Annotated in this window: 21 protein-coding genes; 7 read left to right on the top strand and 14 right to left on the bottom strand. The window is 72.5% G+C overall.

The genetic code is table 11. The features are described 5' to 3' along the window. The gene (locus tag FHS37_RS36935; protein WP_184829398.1) at positions 1-1215 is read left to right on the top strand and encodes an MFS transporter; all 1215 of its coding nucleotides are present in this window, start codon (positions 1-3) and stop codon (positions 1213-1215) included. A gap of 402 nt (positions 1216-1617) precedes the next feature. Further along, complete coding sequence (locus tag FHS37_RS36930; protein WP_184829396.1) at positions 1618-2283, top strand: DUF4232 domain-containing protein; 666 nt, start codon at positions 1618-1620, stop codon at positions 2281-2283. Positions 2284-2430: 147 nt separating this feature from the next. Here FHS37_RS36930 and FHS37_RS36925 read toward each other — a convergent pair whose 3' ends face one another. Beyond that, positions 2431-2859 carry an ATP-binding protein gene (locus FHS37_RS36925; protein ID WP_184829395.1) on the bottom strand — a complete coding sequence of 143 codons (429 nt, stop codon included), beginning with the start codon at positions 2857-2859 and terminating at the stop codon, positions 2431-2433. 163 nt (positions 2860-3022) lie between these two features. Between FHS37_RS36925 and FHS37_RS36920 the strand changes: the two genes are divergently transcribed. Together FHS37_RS36920 and FHS37_RS36915 are read left to right on the top strand one after the other, a co-directional pair. Further along, positions 3023-3856: a helix-turn-helix domain-containing protein gene (locus tag FHS37_RS36920; protein ID WP_184829393.1), complete on the top strand. Its 834-nt coding sequence runs from the start codon at positions 3023-3025 to the stop codon at positions 3854-3856. After that, entirely contained in the window at positions 3853-4059 is a 207-nt protein-coding gene (locus FHS37_RS36915) for a DUF397 domain-containing protein (RefSeq protein ID WP_184829391.1), read from the top strand. The genes FHS37_RS36920 and FHS37_RS36915 overlap by 4 nt, the downstream gene beginning before the upstream one ends. Before the next feature lie 88 nt (positions 4060-4147). On the opposite strand, the gene FHS37_RS36910 is transcribed toward FHS37_RS36915, so the two are convergent. The 5 genes from FHS37_RS36910 to FHS37_RS36890 form a co-directional block, all read right to left on the bottom strand. Next, complete coding sequence (locus FHS37_RS36910) at positions 4148-5869, bottom strand: bifunctional uroporphyrinogen-III C-methyltransferase/uroporphyrinogen-III synthase (RefSeq protein WP_184829389.1); 1722 nt, start codon at positions 5867-5869, stop codon at positions 4148-4150. Further along, on the bottom strand, positions 5866-6825 hold the full coding sequence (gene hemC, locus FHS37_RS36905; RefSeq protein ID WP_184829387.1) for a hydroxymethylbilane synthase: 960 nt from the start codon (positions 6823-6825) through the stop codon (positions 5866-5868). Before hemC ends, FHS37_RS36910 begins: the two co-directional genes overlap by 4 nt. Beyond that, complete coding sequence (locus FHS37_RS36900; RefSeq protein ID WP_184829385.1) at positions 6822-8516, bottom strand: glutamyl-tRNA reductase; 1695 nt, start codon at positions 8514-8516, stop codon at positions 6822-6824. Before FHS37_RS36900 ends, hemC begins: the two co-directional genes overlap by 4 nt. Then, a complete protein-coding gene (locus tag FHS37_RS36895) occupies positions 8513-9301 on the bottom strand; it encodes a redox-sensing transcriptional repressor Rex (protein WP_184829383.1) in 789 nt (262 codons plus the stop codon). Before FHS37_RS36895 ends, FHS37_RS36900 begins: the two co-directional genes overlap by 4 nt. A gap of 345 nt (positions 9302-9646) precedes the next feature. Beyond that, a complete protein-coding gene (locus FHS37_RS36890) occupies positions 9647-9937 on the bottom strand; it encodes a glutaredoxin family protein (protein WP_184829381.1) in 291 nt (96 codons plus the stop codon). Positions 9938-10032: 95 nt separating this feature from the next. Here FHS37_RS36890 and FHS37_RS36885 point away from each other — a divergent pair, with 95 nt between their 5' ends. The 3 genes from FHS37_RS36885 (at position 10033) to FHS37_RS36875 (ending at position 13641) form a co-directional block, all read left to right on the top strand. After that, positions 10033-10944: an HAD family hydrolase gene (locus FHS37_RS36885; RefSeq protein WP_184829379.1), complete on the top strand. Its 912-nt coding sequence runs from the start codon at positions 10033-10035 to the stop codon at positions 10942-10944. Between the two features lie 346 nt (positions 10945-11290). Further along, entirely contained in the window at positions 11291-12121 is an 831-nt protein-coding gene (locus tag FHS37_RS36880; RefSeq protein WP_184829377.1) for an ECF subfamily RNA polymerase sigma factor, BldN family, read from the top strand. Between the two features lie 269 nt (positions 12122-12390). Beyond that, positions 12391-13641, top strand: coding sequence for a DUF5667 domain-containing protein (locus FHS37_RS36875; RefSeq protein ID WP_184829375.1), 1251 nt, complete (start codon positions 12391-12393; stop codon positions 13639-13641). Positions 13642-13711: 70 nt separating this feature from the next. On the opposite strand, the gene FHS37_RS36870 is transcribed toward FHS37_RS36875, so the two are convergent. The 8 genes from FHS37_RS36870 to FHS37_RS36835 form a co-directional block, all read right to left on the bottom strand. Beyond that, positions 13712-14797, bottom strand: coding sequence for a lysophospholipid acyltransferase family protein (locus tag FHS37_RS36870; RefSeq protein ID WP_184829373.1), 1086 nt, complete (start codon positions 14795-14797; stop codon positions 13712-13714). Between the two features lie 14 nt (positions 14798-14811). Next, positions 14812-15873 carry an NAD-dependent epimerase/dehydratase family protein gene (locus tag FHS37_RS36865; protein ID WP_184829371.1) on the bottom strand — a complete coding sequence of 354 codons (1062 nt, stop codon included), beginning with the start codon at positions 15871-15873 and terminating at the stop codon, positions 14812-14814. A gap of 168 nt (positions 15874-16041) precedes the next feature. Continuing rightward, positions 16042-16140, bottom strand: a complete 99-nt coding sequence (locus tag FHS37_RS36860; RefSeq protein ID WP_003948845.1) for a 30S ribosomal protein bS22 — start codon at positions 16138-16140, stop codon at positions 16042-16044. A 154-nt stretch (positions 16141-16294) separates the two neighbouring features. Further along, positions 16295-16507, bottom strand: a complete 213-nt coding sequence (locus FHS37_RS36855; RefSeq protein WP_004984898.1) for a helix-turn-helix domain-containing protein — start codon at positions 16505-16507, stop codon at positions 16295-16297. 129 nt (positions 16508-16636) lie between these two features. Next, positions 16637-17452, bottom strand: coding sequence for a phosphatase (locus tag FHS37_RS36850; RefSeq protein WP_184829425.1), 816 nt, complete (start codon positions 17450-17452; stop codon positions 16637-16639). Positions 17453-17639: 187 nt separating this feature from the next. Beyond that, on the bottom strand, positions 17640-18812 hold the full coding sequence (locus FHS37_RS36845; RefSeq protein ID WP_184829369.1) for an acetoin utilization protein AcuC: 1173 nt from the start codon (positions 18810-18812) through the stop codon (positions 17640-17642). Beyond that, a complete protein-coding gene (locus FHS37_RS36840) occupies positions 18763-19992 on the bottom strand; it encodes an MFS transporter (protein WP_184829367.1) in 1230 nt (409 codons plus the stop codon). Before FHS37_RS36840 ends, FHS37_RS36845 begins: the two co-directional genes overlap by 50 nt. A 60-nt stretch (positions 19993-20052) precedes the next feature. Further along, positions 20053-20739, bottom strand: a complete 687-nt coding sequence (locus tag FHS37_RS36835; protein ID WP_184829365.1) for an HAD family hydrolase — start codon at positions 20737-20739, stop codon at positions 20053-20055. Positions 20740-20845 lie beyond the last annotated feature (106 nt).

Below are 20845 nucleotides of genomic sequence, written 5' to 3'. Positions count from 1 at the left end.
ATGCCTTCCGACACCTCCTCCCCCACCGCCCCCGGCTACCGCGCCCTGCTCCGCAACCGCGAGTTCGCCGGCCTGTACGCGAGCTTCACGCTCACGGTCGCCGCGGGCACCCTCTCGGGCTTCGCCCTCGGCACGCTGGTCGACCGGCGGACCGGCTCCCCGTTCCTGACGGCCGTGAGCATGTACGGCGCCACCTTCGCGACCGTGCTCGGCGCGATGACGCTGATGTCGGTCGCGGACGGGAACCGCCCCCGCCGCACCCTCGTCGCGCTCCAGTGCGTCTCGCTGCTGGGCGTGGCCGCGCAGGCGGTCCCGGGGCTGCCGCTGGCCGCCCGGTTCGGGCTCCTGTTGCTGCTGGGCTTCTTCCAGTCCCTGGGGACCGGAACGCGGATGGGGCTGCTCGCCGAGGTGGTGCCCGCCTCCGCGTACGTCCCGGCGCGTTCGCTGATGAACATCACCGCGGGCGGCACGGCCGTCCTCGGCTACGCGCTCGGCGCCGTGCTGCTGCGGTACCTGACCCCGCAGGGCCTCTTCGTCACGGCGGCGGTCCTGACCGCGGCCGGACTGGCCGTGGTGGCGACGACCGTCCGGGAACGCTCGATCCGTCCGCCCCGCCGCCCCGGTCTGCGCGAGACGTGGACGACGAACACCGCGCTCTTCTCCCGCTCCGGCCCGCGCGCGCTGCTGCTGAACCTGTGGGTCCCCAACGGCCTGATCGTCGGCTGCGAGGCCCTCTTCATCTCCTACGCCCCCGACCACGCCGGTGTCCTCCTGGCCGCCGGGTCCGCGGGCATGCTCCTCGGCGACCTGGCCGTCGGACGGCTGCTCACCGCCGAACGGCGACGCCGCTGCGCGTTCGCCCTGCGCCTGCTGCTCGCCGCCCCCTACCTGCTGTTCGTCCTCCACCCTCCCCTGCCGGTGGCGGTGGTCACCGTGTTCGTCGCCAGTGCCGGGTTCGCCGCCACCCTGCCGCTGCAGGAGCGGCTCCTCGCGCTGACGCCCGATCCGGTCCGCGGCCAGGTCCAGGGCGTCGAGTCCGCCGGACGCATGACGTGGCAGGGCATCGGCGCCGCGCTCGCCGGCGGCCTCGCCCAGTACCTCTCCCCGGGCGCGGCGATCACCGCCCTGGCAGCGGTCTCCGTCACCGTCACGGTCCTCTCCCGCCCCTTCGTGGCCCGCAGCCGCGCCGTCCGCCTCGAGAGGACCGGCACCTGAGCCGCGCCGGCGGAAAGGGGCCGGGAAGGGCACGCCACCAACTGCGGTCAAGGACCGCCGGGTCACAGGTCCGTGTCGGCGGACGGCGGCCGCGGACAGGCGCAAAGCGGTGCGGGAACCGCCGCCCCGGCCGGGCCGACGGCGTGCCCCGGCGCGGTGCGCCGCACCGCCCTCGGCCCTTGTCTCCCCTGTTGGACGGCGTCCGGAGACACCGGAGGGGCGGTGCGGTACGGACGCGGGGCACGCCCGGCGACGGGTGCGCCGTGCCCGTCGCCGTCTGTAACAGGGGTGTATTAGCAGGTGGTTGAGCGAAACGCAGGATCGGACCGGGCGGCTCTTGGTGTGCAGAGACGCTCGCCCGTACCGACGGGCCGGCACCCGACCGACATCGAGGAAGACACCATGCGCGTCAACAAGATCACCATCGCGGCCCTGGCCGTCGTCGCGGGTCTCTCGCTCACCGCCTGCCAGAACGACGACGACGCCACGGGCCGGAGCGACCCGCCCGCCGCGTCCACCCCGTCCTCCTCGAACGGCGGCTCGGGCTCGGGCGGCTCGGATCGGGGCGCCGGGAAGGACTCGGGCGCGAAGGACTCGGGCGCGGGGGAGGGCACCAGCGCCGGAACCGGTTCCGACGAGGGCGGCGAGATCGGCAAGTGCCGCACCGACGAACTGGAGGTCACGGCGACGGACGCCACCGTCGGCGGCGACACCGACGGCACCGTCGCGGTGGAGTTCACCAACGGCGGCGGCCGGGACTGCGCGATCTCGGGTTACGCGGGCGTCGACCTGAAGACCGACTCGGGCACGCTGTCCGCGGAGCGCACCGGTGAGCAGTCGCCCTCCGTCGTCCTCGAGGACGGCGAGTCGGTGTCCTTCGCCGTCACCTACCCGGTCAACGACTCGGGCGGCTCCGGCGTCCGCGTCACGGGGCTGGTGGTGACCCCGCCGGACGAGACGAAGTCGGTCACCCTCGACTGGCCGGGCGCCGCCTCCCTGCCCGTCACGGACGGCTCCGGCACCCCGGTGAGGGTCGGCCCGATCGGCAGCGCCGGCCAGGGCGGCTGACCGGCTGCCCACGAGATCACCCCGTCCACACGCTCGTCCACAGGTCGAAGCGGACAGGTCGAAGCGGACAGCACGAGCAGACATCACCGGGGCCCGGGCCGAGTTCCCGGCCTTCGCCGAGGACATCGACGCGCCCTGCCGCTGAGGTCACCGGAGGCCGCCGGGCTCCAGCTCGGCCCACACGGTCTTGCACGGCACCGGCCCCGGCAGCACGCCCCAGCGGTCCGCCAGTTCCTCGACCAGCAGCAGGCCGTGGCCCGAGTCGGCGGGCTCCGGCAGGACGCTCCGGCGCACGGGCACGCTCTCGCCCCTGGCGTCGGTCACCTCGATGCGCAGCACCCCGCACGCGGTGACCGTGAGGGCGAGGCGGAAGCCGCGCCCGGGAACCCTGCCGTGCACGACGGCGTTCGCCGCGAGTTCGGCGACGATCGACCGGGCCGGATCGAGCGGCAGTTCCCAGGAGCGCAGTTGCCCGGCGGCGAGCAGCCGGGCGAGGCGGGCGCCCCGGCGGGTGGCGGAGAGCGGCACGGTGAACTGGTGGAGCGGGGTCCGCGGTGCGGCGATTTCCTGATTCACGTCACTCAGGGTGTTCGCGCATGCGTACGCTGTGAAGGCGGGTGACCCGTGCGACCGACGGCTGTCCGTGATGCGTCCGGTTCCGTCCGGGCTGCCCGGGGTGACCGTGCGCGGAGGGCCGGGGTTGGTCCGGGGAAGGGCGCGCGGCGGGAGGGCGACGGGCATGAGCGGGTGGGAAGCAGGGCTGGACGACGAGGAGGCCGGGGCCGTCATGCGGACGGTGGTACGGCAGTTGAAGCTGTGGCGGGAGGCGGCCGGCCTCACCCAGGCGGAGTTCGGGGCGGCCATCGGGTACGGGGAGGAGCTGGTCTCCTCCGTGGAGCGGGGACGGCGGATCCCCCGGCCGGAGTACCTGGACGCGGCGGACGAGGTGTTGGGAGCGGGCGGGAAGATCGCCGCGATGAAGGGGGACGTGGCGGAAGCCCGGTACCCGAAGAAGGTGCGGGACGTGAAGCGCCTGGAGGCGGAGGCCGTCGAGATCTGCTCCTACAACAACTCCGTCGTCGACGGGCTGCTGCAGACCGAGGCATACGCGCGGGCCGTCTTCGGCTCCCGACGACCGCAGTTCACCGAAGAGGAGTTGGAGCAGCGGGTGGCCGCCCGCCTGGATCGTCAGGAGATCTTCCACGCCCCCACGGCTCGTCCGCTCTTCAGCTTCGTGCTGTGTGAGGCGACGCTGCGCCGCTTGATCGGGGGCAAGATGGTGATGCGCAGCCAGCTCGAACGGTTGTCGGAAGTGGCCCGGCTGCGGAACGTCGATCTACAGGTGCTGCCTCTGAACCGGGAGGAGAACTCGGGTCTCGGCAGCCCCTTCCGGCTGCTCAAGCTCAAGGACGGTGCGGCCGTGGGTCTCAACGAGATCCAGCTCACCAACCGCGTGATCACCGACCCGAAGGAGACCACGATTCTCGACATGCGCTATGGGATCATCCGGGCGCAGGCTCTCACCCCACGAGAGTCGCTGGCCTTCATCGAGAAAGTGCTGGGAGAGTCATGACCCTCAAGCCCTCCGACGGAGCCGACGGCAAGCTGGAGTGGATAAAGAGCAGCTACAGCTCGGACGACGGCCCCTCATGCGTAGAGGTCGCCAGCACCCCCGGCACGATCCACGTCCGCGACTCCAAGAACCCCGACGGCCCCCGCCTCGCCCTCGCCCCCACCACCTGGGCGGCCTTCCTGCCGTACGCCTCCGGGCGTTGACGGGTCACCGCACGGGCGCGCACCCGAAAGCACGGTGGCGGGGCGCGCCCTCGGGCACGCCCCGCCACCACTTCACGCGTCCACGACCTCAGGTCGTCGACCGGCGCCTCCGCGCCCCCGGCCGCCGCTCGCTCGGCCGGGTCACCGGGTCGCCGGCCTCCAGCGCGGCCAGCCGGCGCCGCGCGCCGAAGTCGGCCAGGGCCTCCGCCAGCTTGTGGACGGACGGCTCGGGAGCCATCACGTCGACCCGCAGGCCGTGTTCCTCGGCCGTCTTGGCCGTGGCCGGGCCGATGCAGGCGATCACCGTCACGTTGTGCGGCTTGCCCGCGATGCCCACCAGGTTCCGCACCGTCGAGGACGACGTGAACAGCACCGCGTCGAAGCCGCCGCCCTTGATCGCCTCGCGGGTCTCCGCCGGAGGCGGCGAGGCGCGCACGGTCCGGTACGCCGTGACGTCGTCGACCTCCCAGCCCAGCTCGATGAGCCCGGCGACCAGCGTCTCCGTGGCGATGTCGGCGCGCGGCAGGAAGACGCGGTCGATCGGGTCGAAGACCGGGTCGTACGGAGGCCAGTCCTCCAGCAACCCCGCCGCCGACTGCTCGCCGCTCGGCACCAGGTCCGGCTTCACGCCGAAGGCGATCAGCGCGTTCGCGGTCTGCTCGCCGACCGCGGCGACCTTGATCCCGGCGAAGGCGCGGGCGTCGAGCCCGTACTCCTCGAACTTCTCCCGGACCGCCTTCACCGCGTTGACCGACGTGAACGCGATCCACTCGTAGCGGCCCGTGACCAGGCCCTTGACCGCCCGCTCCATCTGCTGGGGCGTGCGCGGCGGCTCGACGGCGATGGTCGGCACCTCGTGCGGCACGGCCCCGTACGACCGCAGCTGGTCGGAGAGCGACGCCGCCTGCTCCTTCGTGCGCGGGACGAGGACCTTCCAGCCGAACAGCGGCTTGGACTCGAACCACGCCAGCCGGTCGCGCTGGGCGGCGGAGGAACGCTCACCGACCACGGCTATCACCGGTCGGCCGCCCTCCGGGGAGGGCAGCACCTTCGCCTGCTTCAGCGTCTGCGCGATCGTGCCGAGCGTCGCCGTCCAGGTGCGCTGCCGGGTCGTCGTCCCGGCGACGGTCACCGTCATCGGGGTGTCGGGCTTGCGTCCGGCGGACACCAGTTCGCCCGCCGCGGCGGCCACGGAGTCGAGCGTGGTGGAGACGACCACCGTGCCGTCCGACGCACCGACCTCCGTCCAGCACCGGTCGGAGGCCGTGCGCGCGTCCACGAACCGCACGTCCGCGCCCTCGGCGTCCCGCAGCGGCACACCGGCGTACGCGGGCACGCCGACCGCGGTCGCGATGCCGGGGACGACCTCGAAGGGCACCCCGGCCGCGGCGCACGCCAGCATCTCCTCGGCGGCGTACACGTCGAGCCCGGGGTCACCGGTCACCGCACGCACGACCCGCCTGCCGCCCCGCGCGGCCTCCATGACAAGATGTGCGGCATCCCTCACTGCGGGGACACCGGCGGTTGTTGACGCGCCATCGACGACCGTCAGCTGGGGCGTGCCCGTGCCCGTGCCCGGGGCGGACGACGCGGAGGAAGCCGACGCGTCCGTGTCCGTGTGCACCTCGGCGACGCCCTGCCTGGCGTGCGGGCGTACGACGTCGAGCACCTCGTGCTCGGCGACGAGGACGTCCGCGTTGGCCAGTGCCTCCACGGCGCGCAGGGTCAGCAGTCCCGGATCCCCGGGTCCGGCACCGAGGAAGGTGACGTGCCCGTGTTCCGGAGGGGCGGGAAGAGTGGTGGGGCTCAAAGTGCTCGCTCCCCCATCAGACCGGCCGCGCCCTGCGCCAGCATCTCGGTGGCGAGTTCGCGACCGAGCGCCGTCGCCGCCTCGTGCGTCTCGGGCACGGGACCGGTGGTGGACAGCTGCACCAGCGTGGAGCCGTCGGTCGTGCCGACGACGCCGCGCAGGCGCATTTCCTTGACAGTCTGCCCGTCGGCCAGAAGGTCGGCCAACGCGCCCACGGGGGCGCTGCAACCGGCCTCCAGGGCGGCGAGCAGGGAACGCTCGGCCGTCACGGCGGCCCGCGTGAACGGGTCGTCGAGCTCGGCGAGCGCGGCGATCAGCGGAGCGTTGTCCGCGGTGCATTCGACCGCCAGGGCCCCCTGGCCGGGGGCGGGCAGAACCGTGTCGACCGACAGGAAGTCGGTCACCTCGTCGCTGCGGCCGACCCGGTTCAGGCCGGCGGCGGCCAGCACGACGGCGTCCAGCTCACCGCTGTGCACGTATCCGATCCGGGTGTCGACGTTCCCGCGGATCGGCACCGTCTCGATCTCCATGCCGTGGGCGCGGGCGTACGCGTTCAGCTGCGCCATGCGGCGCGGCGAACCGGTGCCGACGCGGGCACCGCGCGGCAGGTCGGTGAGCTTGAGCGCGTCGCGGGTGACCAGCACGTCGCGCGGGTCCTCGCGCACCGGGACGGCGGCCACGACCAGCTCGTCGGGCTGCGTGGTCGGGATGTCCTTCAGGGAGTGCACCGCGAAGTCCACCTCGCCTCGCGCCAGCGCCTCCCGCAGCGCGGCCACGAACACGCCCGTGCCGCCGATCTGCGCGAGGTGCTCGCGCGAGGTGTCGCCGTACGTGGTGACCGGGACGAGCTCGACGGGCCGTCCGGTCACCTGGCTCACGGCTTCCGCCACCTGCCCGGACTGGGCCATGGCGAGCTTGCTGCGCCTGGTCCCCAGCCTCAGTGCCTTCTCAGTCATGCCGGCCCTCGGTTCTCTGGGTTCTTCTCGGTGCTTTCCCCGGCCCGGGAGACGGAGGCCACCGTCTCGGGGTCGAGGTCGAACAGGGTGCGCAGCGCGTCGGCGTACCCGGCGCCGCCGGGCTCGGCCGCGAGCTGCTTGACCCGCACGGTCGGGGCGTGCAGCAGCTTGTCGACCACCCGCCGCACGGTCTGCGTGATCTCCGCGCGGTGCTTGTCGTCGAGGCCGGGCAGCCGCCCCTCCAGACGGGCGATCTCGCCGGCCACCACATCGGCGGCCATGGTGCGCAGGGCGACCACGGTCGGCGTGATGTGCGCGGCCCGCTGCGCCGCCCCGAACGCCGCGACCTCATCGGAGACGATACGCCGGACCTGGTCCACATCGGCAGCCATCGGAGCGTCCGCGGAGGCCTCCGCGAGCGATTCGATGTCGACCAGCCGGACACCGGCGAGGCGGTGCACGGCCGCGTCGATGTCGCGCGGCATCGCGAGGTCGAGCAGGAACAGCACGGGCTCCGGGCGCGGCGGCTCGGCCACCGGCTCCGGGCGGCGCCGCTCGGGGATCCGGCCGACGGTCGACGCGGCCGCGGCCAGCGCGCCGATCAGCTCGGCGTCGGCCTCGAGGCCGCTGCGGGAAGTCTCCCGGCGGTCGACGGTGCCGCCCGCCACCCACGCGGCGTGCTGCTCCAGCGTCGCCGCGTCCATGCCGGCGACGGCCGCCTCGCCCATGACGGAGAAGCCGGGCTGCACGGCGGACAGGTCCAGCGGGCAGCCCTCCTCGGCGCCGACGGGAGCGGGCGGCAGCACGGCCTCCGCCTCCGGGGCGGGCGCGGTGGCCGGCGGCTCCCCGGTACGGCTCTCGACCCCCGCGGCGATCGCGTCGGCCGTCAGGACGAGCCCGGTCGCGCCGGTGCAGGAGACGACGACGTCGGCACGTGTCAGTTCGTCCGGCACCGAGTCCATCGGCACCGCGCGGGCCCGTACGTCCGTGTCGTCGCCCTCGGTCAGTATCTGTGCGAGGCGCTCGGCCCGCGCGTGCGTGCGGTTGGCGACGACGACCTCGGCGACACCGGAGCGCGCGAGGGTGGCCGCGGCCAGCGAGGACATCGAACCGGCGCCGATGACCAGGGCCTTCTTGCCCCGGGCCCAGCTCTCGACGGCCGTGCCGAGGGCGAGCTGCTCCAGGCCGAAGGTGACCAGGGACTGCCCGGCGCGGTCGATGCCGGTCTCGGAGTGGGCGCGCTTGCCGACCCGGAGCGCCTGCTGGAACAGGTCGTTCAGCAGCCGCCCGGCGGTGTGCAGCTCCTGGGCGCGGGCGAGGGAGTCCTTGATCTGGCCGAGGATCTGGCCCTCGCCCACGACCATCGAGTCCAGACCGCAGGCCACCGAGAACAGGTGGTGGACGGCCCGGTCCTCGTAGTGCACATAGAGATAAGGAGTGAGCTCCTCCAGGCCGACCCCGCTGTGCTGGGCGAGCAGCGTGGACAGCTCGGCGACACCGGCGTGGAACTTGTCCACGTCGGCGTACAGCTCGATGCGGTTGCAGGTGGCGAGCACCGCGGCCTCGGTGGCCGGTTCGGCGGCGACCGTGTCCTGCAGGAGCTTGACCTGCGCGTCCGCGTTCAGCGAGGCCCGCTCCAGCACGCTGACCGGGGCGCTGCGGTGGCTCAGTCCGACGACGAGGAGACTCATGCCGGCATCACGGCGGGAACGTCCCCGTCGGGTCCCTGGTCGGTGGCGGAGGACTCCTCGCGGGCGGCGGCCGGGACGGCGGTGGTTCCGGCGGCCTGGGCGGCGACCCCGGCCGCGGCCTCCTCGCCGGCCTTGCGCTGCTCGTGGAAGGCGAGGATCTGCAGCTCGATGGAGAGGTCCACCTTGCGCACGTCCACGCCGTCCGGAACCGACAGCACGGTGGGGGCGAAGTTGAGGATGGAGGTGACGCCGGCGGCCACGAGCCGGTCGCAGACCTGCTGGGCGGCGCCGGCGGGAGTGGCGATCACGCCGATCGACACGCCGTTGTCCCGGATGATCGACTCGAGCTCGTCGGTGTGCTGCACCGGGATCCCGGCGACGGGCTTCCCGGCCATCGCGGGGTCGGCGTCGATCAGCGCGGCGACGCGGAAGCCGCGGGAGGCGAACCCGCCGTAGTTGGCGAGGGCGGCGCCGAGGTTGCCGATACCGACGATCACGACCGGCCAGTCCTGGGTGAGGCCCAGTTCGCGGGAGATCTGGTACACGAGATACTCGACGTCGTAGCCGACGCCCCTGGTCCCGTAGGAGCCCAGGTAGGAGAAGTCCTTGCGCAGCTTCGCGGAGTTGACCCCCGCGGCGGCCGCCAGCTCCTCCGAGGAGACCGTGGGCACCGAGCGCTCGGAGAGCGCGGTGAGGGCGCGGAGGTACAGCGGAAGGCGGGCGACGGTGGCCTCGGGAATCCCTCGGCTACGGGTCGCCGGTCGGTGAGTTCGGCCAGTTGCCACGGTGCTCCTGCGGGTAGAGCGGGGCTTCAGGCGGTCATACGTCCCCGGACCGCCCCGTCGGATGCAGGCTATGTCTTTGTGAACGCGTGCACAAAGATGGTGTCCGATTTGTCCGGCCAACGTGACCGGGGTCACGAAACCTCGGGGTCGCCGCAAGGAACCGGCACACCCGCGCCGCTGTTCCTTAACTTCTGGGGGCAAAACCGCCCACCCTCCTCCGTGAATCCCGCCCCCGAGACCAAGTCACCATCGATCCTAAGCGACTTTCCCGGCAGTTTGGACTGGTCGGTCAGTTGATCGTCCGGGCGGCCGGAAGCACCGGGAGCCGACGAGGGCCCCGGAGCGTCAGGAGTCGGCGAGGGCCCTGCGGAGGCGGTGCTCGTCCACGCGCCAGAAGGTGTGCTGCCGGCCGTCGACGAGCACGACGGGGATCTGCTCCCAGTACTGCTCGTACAGGGCGGAGTCCTGGGTGATGTCCTTCTGCTCCCAGCGGACGCCGAGCTCACCGCACACCTTCTCCACCACCACCTGCGCGTCGTCGCACAGGTGGCAGCCGGGCTTGCGGACGAGGGTGACGAGCCGGTCCTGCGGGGCGGTCTGGCCGTTGCGGCGGAAGAGGGGGCTCATACCGGCCATTGTCGCGCGGCCGTCGACGACACGGACACGCGGAGTTCACGACGTTCGAACCTCTCGGATCCGGAACCGCCCGGTGGACTGGCTATGCTCACGCCATGGCCGCTCTCGGATGGCTCACTCCCCGTAGGCGCTCCGCCACGGCGCGGAGCGTTTTGGCAGGCGAGGCCTCGGCGGAGGCCGCACGCAAATCCACCCAGGACGTTTCCGACCGGGAACCGGAGTTCCCGGTTCCCGGCGACGACCGGGCCGCCGCGTTCTTCGACCTGGACAACACGGTGATGCAGGGCGCGGCCCTGTTCCACTTCGGCCGGGGCCTGTACAAGCGGAAGTTCTTCGAGACCCGCGAGCTGGTGCGGTTCGCCTGGCAGCAGACGTGGTTCCGACTGGCGGGCGTCGAGGACCCCGAGCACATGCAGGAGGCCCGCGACTCGGCGCTGTCGATCGTCCAGGGCCACCGCGTCTCCGAGCTGCAGTCCATCGGCGAGGAGATCTACGACGAGTACATGGCCGAGCGGATCTGGCCGGGCACGCGGGCGCTCGCCCAGGCGCACCTGGACGCGGGGCAGCGGGTCTGGCTGGTCACGGCGGCCCCCGTGGAGATCGCCACGGTGATCGCGCGCCGACTGGGCCTGACCGGGGCGCTGGGCACGGTGGCGGAGTCGGTCGACGGCGTGTACACGGGCAAACTCGTGGGCGAGCCGCTGCACGGGCCGGCCAAGGCGGAGGCGGTGCGCGCGCTGGCGCTCGCGGAGGAGCTGGACCTGAGCCGCTGCGCGGCGTACAGCGACTCGCACAACGACATCCCGATGCTGTCGCTGGTGGGCCACCCGTACGCGATCAACCCGGACGCCAAGCTCCGCAAGCACGCGCGCCGGATGGACTGGCGGCTGCGCGACTACCGCACCGGCCGCAAGGCGGCGAAGGTCGGCATCCCCGCGGCGGCGGGCGTGGGCGCGGTGGCGGGCGGCACGGCCGCGGCCATCGCCCTGCACCGCAAACGCCGCTGAAACGATCGTCCGGGAACAGGAACATCATCCCGCCGGGGAACCCGGCCAATCCGACTGCCGTACCCCGCAACCCCTCTGCCCAGTCCTGTTGGCCGCACACGGCCACAATTCGTCCCGTACCGAACCGGAATACGAAGCATTCCGGTCAACAACCAGTCACCAATCGGTGCGTGAGGGCGCGTCAACCGGTTACGGAAGCGACGTAATCGATGATTTGAGCAACTGGGCGTAGCAGCGCCTGCACGAAGCGTTATTCTCCTCAGACGCAAACCGGTACCCCTCCGTCGCTACGACGGGTGAACGGTCCGGTACTGCACGTGATGGAAGCTCTGCCTCTGGGAGTCCCGTGTACCCACACGTCGGGGTTGACGCCTCGGGCCTGGCTACGCTGCGCGCGACAGTCGCGACAGCCCGAGACATGTTGCGCGGCATCGTCCCCACCGCGCACACCGTCCCCGCATTCGCCACCGCCCCCGTCGGCCCGTGCTACGCCCTCGCCGACGGCTTCGAGCAGGTGCCGGCGCGCAGCGCCGTCGCCGAGGGGCGGCGGTCGGGTGACGGGCGGGCGGTCGGCAGACGAGGGCGCTCCTCCGGCCCGGCCGCCGCACGCCGTCCCGCCGCCGACAGCGACAGCGCCCGGATGATGGACCTCGTGGAGCGCGCCCAGGCCGGCGAGGCCGACGCCTTCGGGCGGCTCTACGACCAGTACAGCGACACCGTGTACCGGTACATCTACTACCGGGTGGGCGGCAAGGCGACCGCCGAGGACCTCACCAGCGAGACCTTCCTGCGGGCCCTGCGCCGTATCGGCACCTTCACCTGGCAGGGACGCGACTTCGGCGCCTGGCTCGTGACGATCGCCCGCAACCTGGTCGCCGACCACTTCAAGTCCAGCCGCTTCCGGCTCGAGGTCACCACCGGGGAGATGCTCGACGCCAACGAGGTCGAACGGTCCCCCGAGGACTCCGTTCTCGAATCACTGTCCAACGCCGCCCTCCTCGATGCCGTACGACGACTCAACCCCCAACAGCAGGAGTGCGTCACGCTCCGATTCCTCCAGGGTCTGTCCGTCGCCGAGACCGCCCGCGTCATGGGCAAGAACGAGGGTGCCATCAAGACCCTCCAGTACCGGGCCGTCCGCACCCTCGCCCGGCTCCTCCCGGACGACGCACGCTGACCGGACCGACCGGGGGCGACCGGGCCGGCCGGTGCGGAGGAGCACTCTCCGCCGCATTCAACTCACGTTCCGTGAGGCCTCGTTGAGTTCCTCATTCGGTCGTCCGGCGTCCGTAACCCAGGTGCCGCGCCGCTCGTTGTGCGGGATACAGGCTCCCTGTGGTCACCTCCCGACCGGCTCCGATCACTCGATCGTGTGGGCGCGGTCGGGTGTGGAACCCTCAGGACCCCCTGGGGAGTCGACCGTCATGACGAGAGGAGGTGCCGCCAGTGATCGCGAACGTATCGGCGCACCGGCGGGCGAACGCCTTCGCCCAGGCCCTGGAGGAGCAGTCCGCCCGGGGCACGGCGGCCGAGCAGTCCGAAGGATCGGCACCGGCCCCGGCCGCCGCGGAGGGCGAGCGGGCACGGATGCTCGCGCTCGCCTCCGGTCTCGGCGCGCTGCCCGGGCCGGAGCTGGATCCCGAGGTCAAGGTCGTCCAGCGGGCCCAGCTGGTGGCCGCGTTCGAGGCCATGCTCCAGGAAGGCACCGCGGCGGGCGAGGCGACGGGCCGACCCGTTCCCGAACAGCGCTCGCGCCGGACCCGGGGCGCACACCGTGCGACCCCCCTGGGCAGACTGCGACCACGATCGCGACTGGCCAAAGGGCTCACCGCGGGCGGACTCAGCGTCGGCGTCGCCGCCGGCGCCCTCGGCGGAATCGCCGCCGCCAGCTCCGACGCCCTGCCCGGCGACTCCCTCTACGGCGTCAAACGCGGCATCGAGGACGTCGAACTCGGCCTCGCCGACGGCGACACCGAGCGCGGCCGGATCTACCTCGACCACGCCTCCACCCGCCTCGGCGAAGCCCGTCGGCTGATGGAGCGCGGACGCAGCGGACCACTGGACCACGAGTCCCTCGGCGAGATCCGCCGCGCCCTGTCCGGCATGCGGCACGACGCCTCCGAGGGCCACCGCCTGCTGCGCGAGGCGTACGAGCGCGACCCGGACTCCCTGAGCCCCATGCGGGAGCTCTCCTCCTTCTCCCGGTCGCACCGCGAGACCTGGGGCACCCTGCGCGACCGACTGCCGGTGCAGCTGGGGGACGTCAGTGAGCAGGTGTCGTCGGTGATGGACGCCATAGAGCAGGACGTCGCCCCGCTGCAGTCCCTGCTCCCGTCGTCCCCGTCCCCCGAGGACGACGACGGCGGGCGGCGGCACGGCCCCGGTCCGACATCCGGCGCCCCGTCCGCCACGGGGTCCTCGCCGGCCCCCAGCGCCGACGGCAGCAGCGGTCCCTCCGGCGGGAGCGACGCCGGCAGCCGCGGGCCCAGCAGCTCCGCCGGGGCCGACGCCGAGGACGACGGCCTGCTCGGCGGCAACACCGGCGGTCTGCTCGACCCGCCCCGGGAGAGCGGCGCCGGCACCTCACCGCCGGACCCGGGCGACATCACCCCGCCGCCCACGCCCGACATCACCCTCCCGCCGCTCCTGCCCGGCCTGCTCCCGGGCCTGGGCATCGACGGCGAGGACGCGGAGTAGCACCCGGGGGCGCCCCTTCCGAGGGGCGCCCCCGACGTCGTGCCGAGGCCCCCGGAAGAGCGCCGAAGTCCTAGAAGAACACCGACCGCCGCTGTACCAAGAGCTTGTACAGCGTGTGCTGGATCTGCTCCCGCACCTGGTCGGTCAGGTTGAACATCAGCATCGGATCCTCCGCCGCCTCCGGCGGGTACCCGTCCGTCGGGATCGCCTCCCCGAACTGGATGGTCCACTTCGTGGGCAGCGGAACCGCGCCGAGCGGCCCCAGCCACGGGAAGGTCGGCGTCAGCGGGAAGTACGGGAAGCCCAGCAGCCGCGCCAGCGTCTTCGCGTTGCCGATCATCGGGTAGATCTCCTCCGCCCCGACGATCGAGCACGGGACGATCGGGACGCCCCGGCGCAGCGCGGTGGACACGAATCCGCCCCGTCCGAACCGCTGCAGCTTGTACCGCTCGCTGAAGGGCTTGCCGATGCCCTTGAAGCCCTCCGGCATCACCCCCACCAGCTCGCCCTGGCCGAGGAGGCGTTCGGCGTCCTCCGCACAGGCCAGGGTGTGACCGAGCTTCCGGGCGAGCTCGTTCACCACCGGCAGCACGAACACCAGGTCGGCGGCGAGCAGCCGCAGGTGGCGCCCGGCCGGGTGGTGGTCGTGCACGGCGACCTGCATCATCAGACCGTCCAACGGCAACGTCCCGGAGTGGTTGGCGACGATCAGGGCACCGCCCTCCGCCGGGATGTTCTCGACGCCCTTCACCTCCACCCGGAAGTACTTCTCGTACACCGGACGCAGCAGGGACATCAGGACCTGGTCGGTGAGCTCCTCGTCGTAGCCGAAGTCGTCGACCTCGTAGTCCCCGGTGAGGCGGCGGCGCAGGAAGGCCAGGCCGCTCGCCACACGCCGTTCCAGTCCGCCGGTGCCGTCGTCGGCCGGCCGCGGGGGCGGCCCCTGGGGCGGCTGCCGGGGCGGCTCTTCCCCACGGGTACCGGGAGTGCCCTCCCGCGCGGGCGCCACGCCCGGCAGGGGCTGCACCTCCCCCACCGCCGCGGGCTGCACGCCCGGGGGCCGGCTCCCCGCGCCGCCCCGGCGGCGCGGCGGGCGCTGCGCGGCGCCCCCGCGGGAGCGGTCGTCGTCGAACGGAATGACCTTGGCGTCCGCCATCGTTGCTGCGCTCCTCAGTCGGCGCTCTGCGCCGGGGGGTGACCGCTGCCCGGCAGGGGCAGCGCGGCGATCCGGTCGACGGCCCTGGCGAGGGCCTCGGGCGGAAGCAGCCCGGGACCACGGCTGCGCACGAAGTCCCCAAACGTTTCCGCAGTCGTGTATCTCGGCGTGAAGCCCAGCGTCTCGCGCATCTGGTCCGTCGCCACCACCCGCCCGTGCGTGAGCAGCCGGATCTGCTCGGGCGAGAAATCCGTCATCCCCAGCGTACGCACCAGCGAACCCGCCCAGGTGACCGCCGGGAGCAGCAGCGGCACGGTGGGCCGGCCGAGCCGCCGGGAGCACTGGGAGAGCAGCAGGACGCCGTCACCGGCGATGTTGAACGTGCCGCTGTTGAGCGTGCCGCGCCTCGGTTCGTGCGAGCCGATCCGCAGCACCTCGATCACGTCGTCCTCGTGCACGAACTGCAGCCGCGGGTCGTAGCCGAACACGGTCGGCAGGACCGGCAGCGAGAAGTACGCGGCGAGCGGGCTGTCCGCGGCGGGGCCCAGGATGTTGGCGAACCTCAGCACGCACACCGCGACGTCCGGGCGGCGCCGCGCGAAGCCGCGCACGTACCCCTCGACCTCGACCGTGTCCTTCGCGAAGCCACCGCTGGGCAGGGACTTGGGCGGGGTCGTCTCGGTGAAGACCGCCGGGTCGCGGGGCGCGGAGCCGTAGACGTTCGTGCTGGACTTCACGACCAGGCGCTTGACGTTCGGGGACTTCTGGCAGGCACCGAGCAGTTGCATGGTGCCGATGACGTTGGTCTCCTTGAGCGTGGCCCGGCCGCCGCTGCCGAGCGGCGTGCCCGTGACGTCGAGGTGGACGACCGTGTCGGCGCCCGACTCGGCGAGCACCCGCGCGATGGTCGGCTGGCGGATGTCGGCCTGGACGAAGTCTGCGCCGCCCAGGTGGTGCTCGGGCGGGACGGCGTCCACCGCGACGACCCGGTCCACCTCGGGGTCACGCTGGATCCGTCGGACGAAGCGGCCTCCCAGCTGACGGGCCACTCCGGTCACGAGCACGACTCTTCCCAAGACCAGCGCCTTCCTCTCACCTGCTCCCGACGGCCAACCTAGCGGGTCGCCGTCGCTCTGTGGTGGCCGACGGATGCGCGAAGTGACGACGGCCCCGGACGTACGAACGGCAGTGGCCCCCCACCGAGGTGCGGTGGGGGGCCACTGGACACGCTTCCGCGCTGTCGCTTACTTCTTGTTGCGACGCTGAACGCGCGTGCGCTTGAGCAGCTTGCGGTGCTTCTTCTTGGCCATCCGCTTGCGCCGCTTCTTGATAACAGAGCCCACGACTACCCTCGCTCACTTCTCATCACTCGGTGTTTGGGCGCCATGGGCCCACACGACCTACGAGGGGCTAGCCTACCCGCCCGAGCGCTGAGGTCGTAATCGAGGTGACCGGAGAGCCCCACGAGTGCCCTGAACGGGGCTCCCCGACACGCCGTCAGGCGGTTTCCACCCCCACGTAGCTCTCGCGGAGGTACTCGTGAACCGCTTGCTCCGGGACGCGGAAGGACCGCCCCACCCGGATCGCGGGCAGATGACCGCTGTGCACCAACCGGTACACGGTCATCTTCGACACTCGCATCACCGAGGCGACTTCCGCCACGGTAAGGAACTGAACCTCGTTCAGAGGCCTTTCGCCAGCTGCAGCCATGACACACCTGAACCTTCCGCACTCGACGGCCACCGGCTTCCCCTTCCGGTGACTCTTCGTCGCTGCGTGCTCACTCCCCAATGTAGGGGCGGGTGATGCGAGTGGGGAAGAGGTGCACCCATCGGCGGCCTACTGTGACAGACACGCTCGTTTGAGTACGTAGCGGGTCAGCGGCAGGTAGTAACCGGACCGCACGCCGTCATCAAGTGGAACGACGACGGACACCGCGCCCTCGGCCTCCCCGACGAACGGGGCCGGGTCGTTCACGTCGGCCAGCGCGACGGCCTCGAACCCCAGCTGACCTGCCCCGCAGGCCCAGCCGTGGTCCCCGATCACCAACTCCGGAAGCGGCCCGCCGGCCGCCGCGGCCGCGTCGAGCGCGGCCCGAACCGGGAGAGGGGAGTGCGTGTGTGCGCCGGGCTCACAACCGGGGCGTTCCGGGGCGGCCCCGCGGACGAGTCCGACTCCTCGTACGTAGTCGAGGTTGTACGTACGTAGACCGAACCGGGTCGTTATGTCGACACAGCGACCCTGCGCCGGGGTGAGGACGGCACATCCCGCCGCCGACAAGGCGTCTGCGAGGGCGGCGTAGAAACCGAGCAGCCGGTGCGGGTGACCGGTGCCGAGGAGCACGGGCGCACCACGCCGGGCGACGGCCGCCAGCCGCCCCGCGCAGGCGTCCAGGGCGGTCAGGGTCAGCTCGGGGTCGATCACATCGTGGCCGGAGGTGTGCCCCGGGTCGGCCGAGACCCCGCACCTCTCCGCCATCAGCGCGAGCAGTTCCCGTTCTCCCCATGCTCCTGCCGGGTCCAACCCGATCAGCACCCGCGGATCCCGGGCGGCGAACAGCCGGTAGCTCCGCAGACTCTCCTCCCGCGTGGTGCCCACCACCCCGGCGAGCCGGGCGGTCAGGAGGTGGGCACGGAGGTCGGCGGTGGTCGGCACGGGCACGAACACGATGGTGCGGGACACGGGAGCCGGACGCGCCCGGAACCGCCGAACACCGCACAGTCGGCGTAAGGCCCCCGCCGGCCCCACTCCCCACGGCACCCACCGGAGCCGACGCAACGGACCCGCCCGCACCTGGGCTCCCACCCGCGCCCGGACTCCCGCCCACGCGCGGATCCCGGGCCTACGCCAGCAGCCCCCGCAACGGGAACGCCGCGCGTCGCGTCGCCAGGATCGCCTGGTCCAGACGGTCCGCCGGGTCGTACCCCTCCTCCCACGCGGCCCAGGAGACCGGCCACCGCCCGTCGGTCATCCGCCGCGGCGCCGGCTGCCGGGTCCGGGCGTAGACCTCCTGCCGCCAGCCCTCGGGGATCACCGTCGCGGGGTCCACGGGCCGCCCGGCCGCGATCCCCACCAGATGGGCCCAGGACCGCGGAACGACCTCCACCACCGCGTATCCACCGCCCCCCAGCGCCACCCACCGTCCGTCGGCGTACGTGTGCGCCAGTTCGTGGCAGGCCGTCTGCACCGCGCGCTGCGCGTCCAGCGACACCGCCAGGTGTGCCAGCGGATCCTCGAAGTGGGTGTCGGCCCCGTGCTGCGTCACCAGCACCTGCGGCCGGAAGTCGGCGATCAGTTCCGGCACGACGGAGTGGAACGCCCGCAGCCACCCGGCGTCCCCGGTCCCGGCCGGCAGGGCCACGTTGACCGCACCGCCCTCCGCGACCTCCGCCCCCGTCTCCTCCGGCCAGCCGGTCTGCGGGAACAGCGTCCGCGGATGCTCGTGCAGCGAGATCGTCAGCACCCGCGGGTCCTCCCAGAACGCCGCCTGCACCCCGTCCCCGTGGTGCACGTCGACGTCGACGTACGCGACCCGCTCGGCCCCCAGCTCCAGCAGCCGGGCGATGGCCAGCGAGGCGTCGTTGTACACGCAGAAGCCGGAGGCGGCTCCCGGCATCGCGTGGTGCAGCCCGCCCGCGAAGTTCACCGCGTGCAGCGCCTCCCCCCGCCACACCGCCTCCGCCGCCCCCACCGACTGCCCCGCGATCAGCGCCGACACCTCGTGCATCCCGGCGAACGCGGGATCGTCCATCGTCCCCAGCCCGTACGCCGGGTCCGCCGACCCCGGGTCCGCCGACGCGGCCTTCACCGCGTCGATGTAGTCCTCCCGGTGGACGAGCCGCAGCGTCGACTCCCCGGCCGCCTTCGCCGCGACCACCTCCACCTCGCGGTCGAGCCCGAGGGCCCGGACCAGACTCCGGGTCAGCGCGAGCCGGACCGGGTCCATCGGATGGTCCCGGCCGAAGTCATAGCCCGTTACTGCCTCGTCCCACATCAGCTGTGCGCGGCCGCTCATGCCCGCCACCGTATCGGTCCGGTTGAGGCGCGAACGACCTGGCGTACCCGAGCGTCACCAGGACCAACACCATCGGCACGAGCATCGCCCCGCGGTAGCTCCAGGCGTCGCCGAGCGCACCGACCAGCGGCGAACCGATCAGGAAGCCCACGTAGTTGAAGACGTTGAGACGCGCCACGGCCACGTCCGAGGCCCCCGGCCCGTGCCGCTCGAAGGCGTGTCGCCCCGCCGCCGCGAACGTCTGCGGCACCAGCACGCAGAGCCCCAGCCCCAGCAGCGTGAACCCCAGCATCCCCACCCACGCCCCGGGCGCCCCGGCCACCACGGCGAACCCCACCGCCGCCACCAGCGCACCGGCCCGCACGACCGCGACGGCCCCGAACCGCCGCACCCCGGCGTCCCCGATCGTCCGCCCCAGCAGCGTGGTGACCATGTAGACGTTGTACGGAACGGTCGCCGACTGCTCCGAACTCCCCAGCACGTCCTGGAGGTACTTCGCACTCCAGTTGGACACCGTCGAGTCCCCGATGTACGCCACCGTCATCACCAGGCAGAACGGCACCAGCCACCGAAGCCCGACGGCCCCGCCCTCCGGGGTCGTGCCCGCCGGCTCCGGCTCGCCGCCCCCGTCGACGTACCACCGGCTCCCGACCAGCGCGGCCGGCAACAGCACCAGTACCACCGGCAGATACGACACCCACAGCGCCAGCTCCCCGTGCGCCCCCACCCAGGCGAGCGACGCCCCGACGATCCCGCCCAGGCTGTACGCGGCGTGGAACCCGAGCATGATGCTGCGCCCGTACACCCGCTGCAGGCTCACCCCGAGCATGTTCATCGAGGCGTCCAGCGCCCCCACCGCCAGTCCGAAGGCGGCCAGCGCCATCCCCAGCCCGGCCAGGTGGTCCCCCGTCCCGACCCCGAGCAGCGCCAGCAGCACCACCGGCTGCGACCACCGCAGCACCCGGCTCGGCGGCACCCGCTTCACCAGCCGCTCCGTCGCGACGCTCCCGACGCCGGCCAGGATCGGAACGGCGGCGAGGAAGACGGGCAGCAGCGCGTCGGAGACCCCGTACCGGTCCTGGACGGCCGGAATCCGCGTCACGAGCAGAGCGAAGGCGACGCCCTGGACGAGGAAGCTGAACGCCAGCGAGACCCTGCCGTGCCGCAGCACATCAGTCATGGCGGCGAGCGTAGGGCTCCGTCGTACTCGTGGGTAGATCCGGTCAAAGATGAATCATGCTCAGTTTCCGTCCCGGTCTCCGTCCCGGTCTCCGTTCCGGATTCCGTCGAGCAGCCCGGCCAACTCCCGCATGTCCCCGAAGAGTCGGGTGGCCCCGACGAGCTTCTCCGCAGGCGTCATCGCGGTGAACCCGTACACGTCCATCCCGGCCGCGACCGCCGCCTGGACGCCCAGCGGACTGTCCTCGACGACCACGCACCGGTCGGGCGCGACCCCCATCCGCTCGGCCGCGTGCAGGAACAGGTCCGGCTCCGGCTTCCCCCGCCCCACATCCTGCGAACTGAAGATCCGCTCATCGTCGAACCACCGGTCGAGCCCCGTCGTCCGGTGCCCCACCCGGATCCGCTCATGGCTCCCGGACGAGGCCACGCAGTACGGCACCGCGTCCGCGGCCAGCCTCTCGAGTACGTCCACGGCACCCACCACCGGCTTCAGCTCCCGCTCGAAGGCGGCGAAGACCCGGGCGTGGAACACCTCGTCGAAGTCCGCCGGCAACCGCTGCCCGGTCCGCTCCGCGACGAGGTCGTGCACACGGTGCATGGCGGAACCCATGTAGTCGCGGATGGAGTCCTCGTACGACGTGGGGTGCCCGAGCTCGGTGAGGTAGTCGGCGAGAAGGCGGTTGGAAATGGGCTCGCTGTCGACGAGAACACCGTCGTTGTCAAAGATGACGAGGTCATAGCGCATGCCCCGACCCTAAACGCAGAAGACCCCCGCACCGTACGGTGCGGGGGTCTTCCCTCAAGAATTGTTCGGCGGCGTCCTACTCTCCCACAGGGTCCCCCCTGCAGTA

Source organism: Streptomyces griseomycini (genome assembly GCF_014203535.1).
GTDB classification, from domain to species: Bacteria; Actinomycetota; Actinomycetes; order Streptomycetales; family Streptomycetaceae; genus Streptomyces; species Streptomyces griseomycini.
This window is presented reverse-complemented; position numbering and strand designations above follow the sequence as displayed.

Bases quoted from the DNA above. Each gene is read 5' to 3' on its own strand.
- FHS37_RS36930 (WP_184829396.1), top strand. From the start codon at position 1,618: ATGCGCGTCAACAAGATCACCATCGCGGCCCTGGCCGTCGTCGCGGGT.
- FHS37_RS36845 (WP_184829369.1), bottom strand. From the start codon at position 18,812: ATGAGCGGCCGCGCACAGCTGATGTGGGACGAGGCAGTAACGGGCTAT.
- FHS37_RS36870 (WP_184829373.1), bottom strand. From the start codon at position 14,797: ATGGCGGACGCCAAGGTCATTCCGTTCGACGACGACCGCTCCCGCGGG.
- FHS37_RS36900 (WP_184829385.1), bottom strand. From the start codon at position 8,516: ATGAGTCTCCTCGTCGTCGGACTGAGCCACCGCAGCGCCCCGGTCAGC.
- FHS37_RS36855 (WP_004984898.1), bottom strand. From the start codon at position 16,507: ATGGCTGCAGCTGGCGAAAGGCCTCTGAACGAGGTTCAGTTCCTTACC.
- FHS37_RS36920 (WP_184829393.1), top strand. From the start codon at position 3,023: ATGAGCGGGTGGGAAGCAGGGCTGGACGACGAGGAGGCCGGGGCCGTC.
- FHS37_RS36840 (WP_184829367.1), bottom strand. From the start codon at position 19,992: ATGACTGATGTGCTGCGGCACGGCAGGGTCTCGCTGGCGTTCAGCTTC.
- FHS37_RS36835 (WP_184829365.1), bottom strand. From the start codon at position 20,739: ATGCGCTATGACCTCGTCATCTTTGACAACGACGGTGTTCTCGTCGAC.
- hemC (WP_184829387.1), bottom strand. From the start codon at position 6,825: ATGACTGAGAAGGCACTGAGGCTGGGGACCAGGCGCAGCAAGCTCGCC.
- FHS37_RS36890 (WP_184829381.1), bottom strand. From the start codon at position 9,937: ATGGCCGGTATGAGCCCCCTCTTCCGCCGCAACGGCCAGACCGCCCCG.
- FHS37_RS36935 (WP_184829398.1), top strand. From the start codon at position 1: ATGCCTTCCGACACCTCCTCCCCCACCGCCCCCGGCTACCGCGCCCTG.
- FHS37_RS36885 (WP_184829379.1), top strand. From the start codon at position 10,033: ATGGCCGCTCTCGGATGGCTCACTCCCCGTAGGCGCTCCGCCACGGCG.
- FHS37_RS36915 (WP_184829391.1), top strand. From the start codon at position 3,853: ATGACCCTCAAGCCCTCCGACGGAGCCGACGGCAAGCTGGAGTGGATA.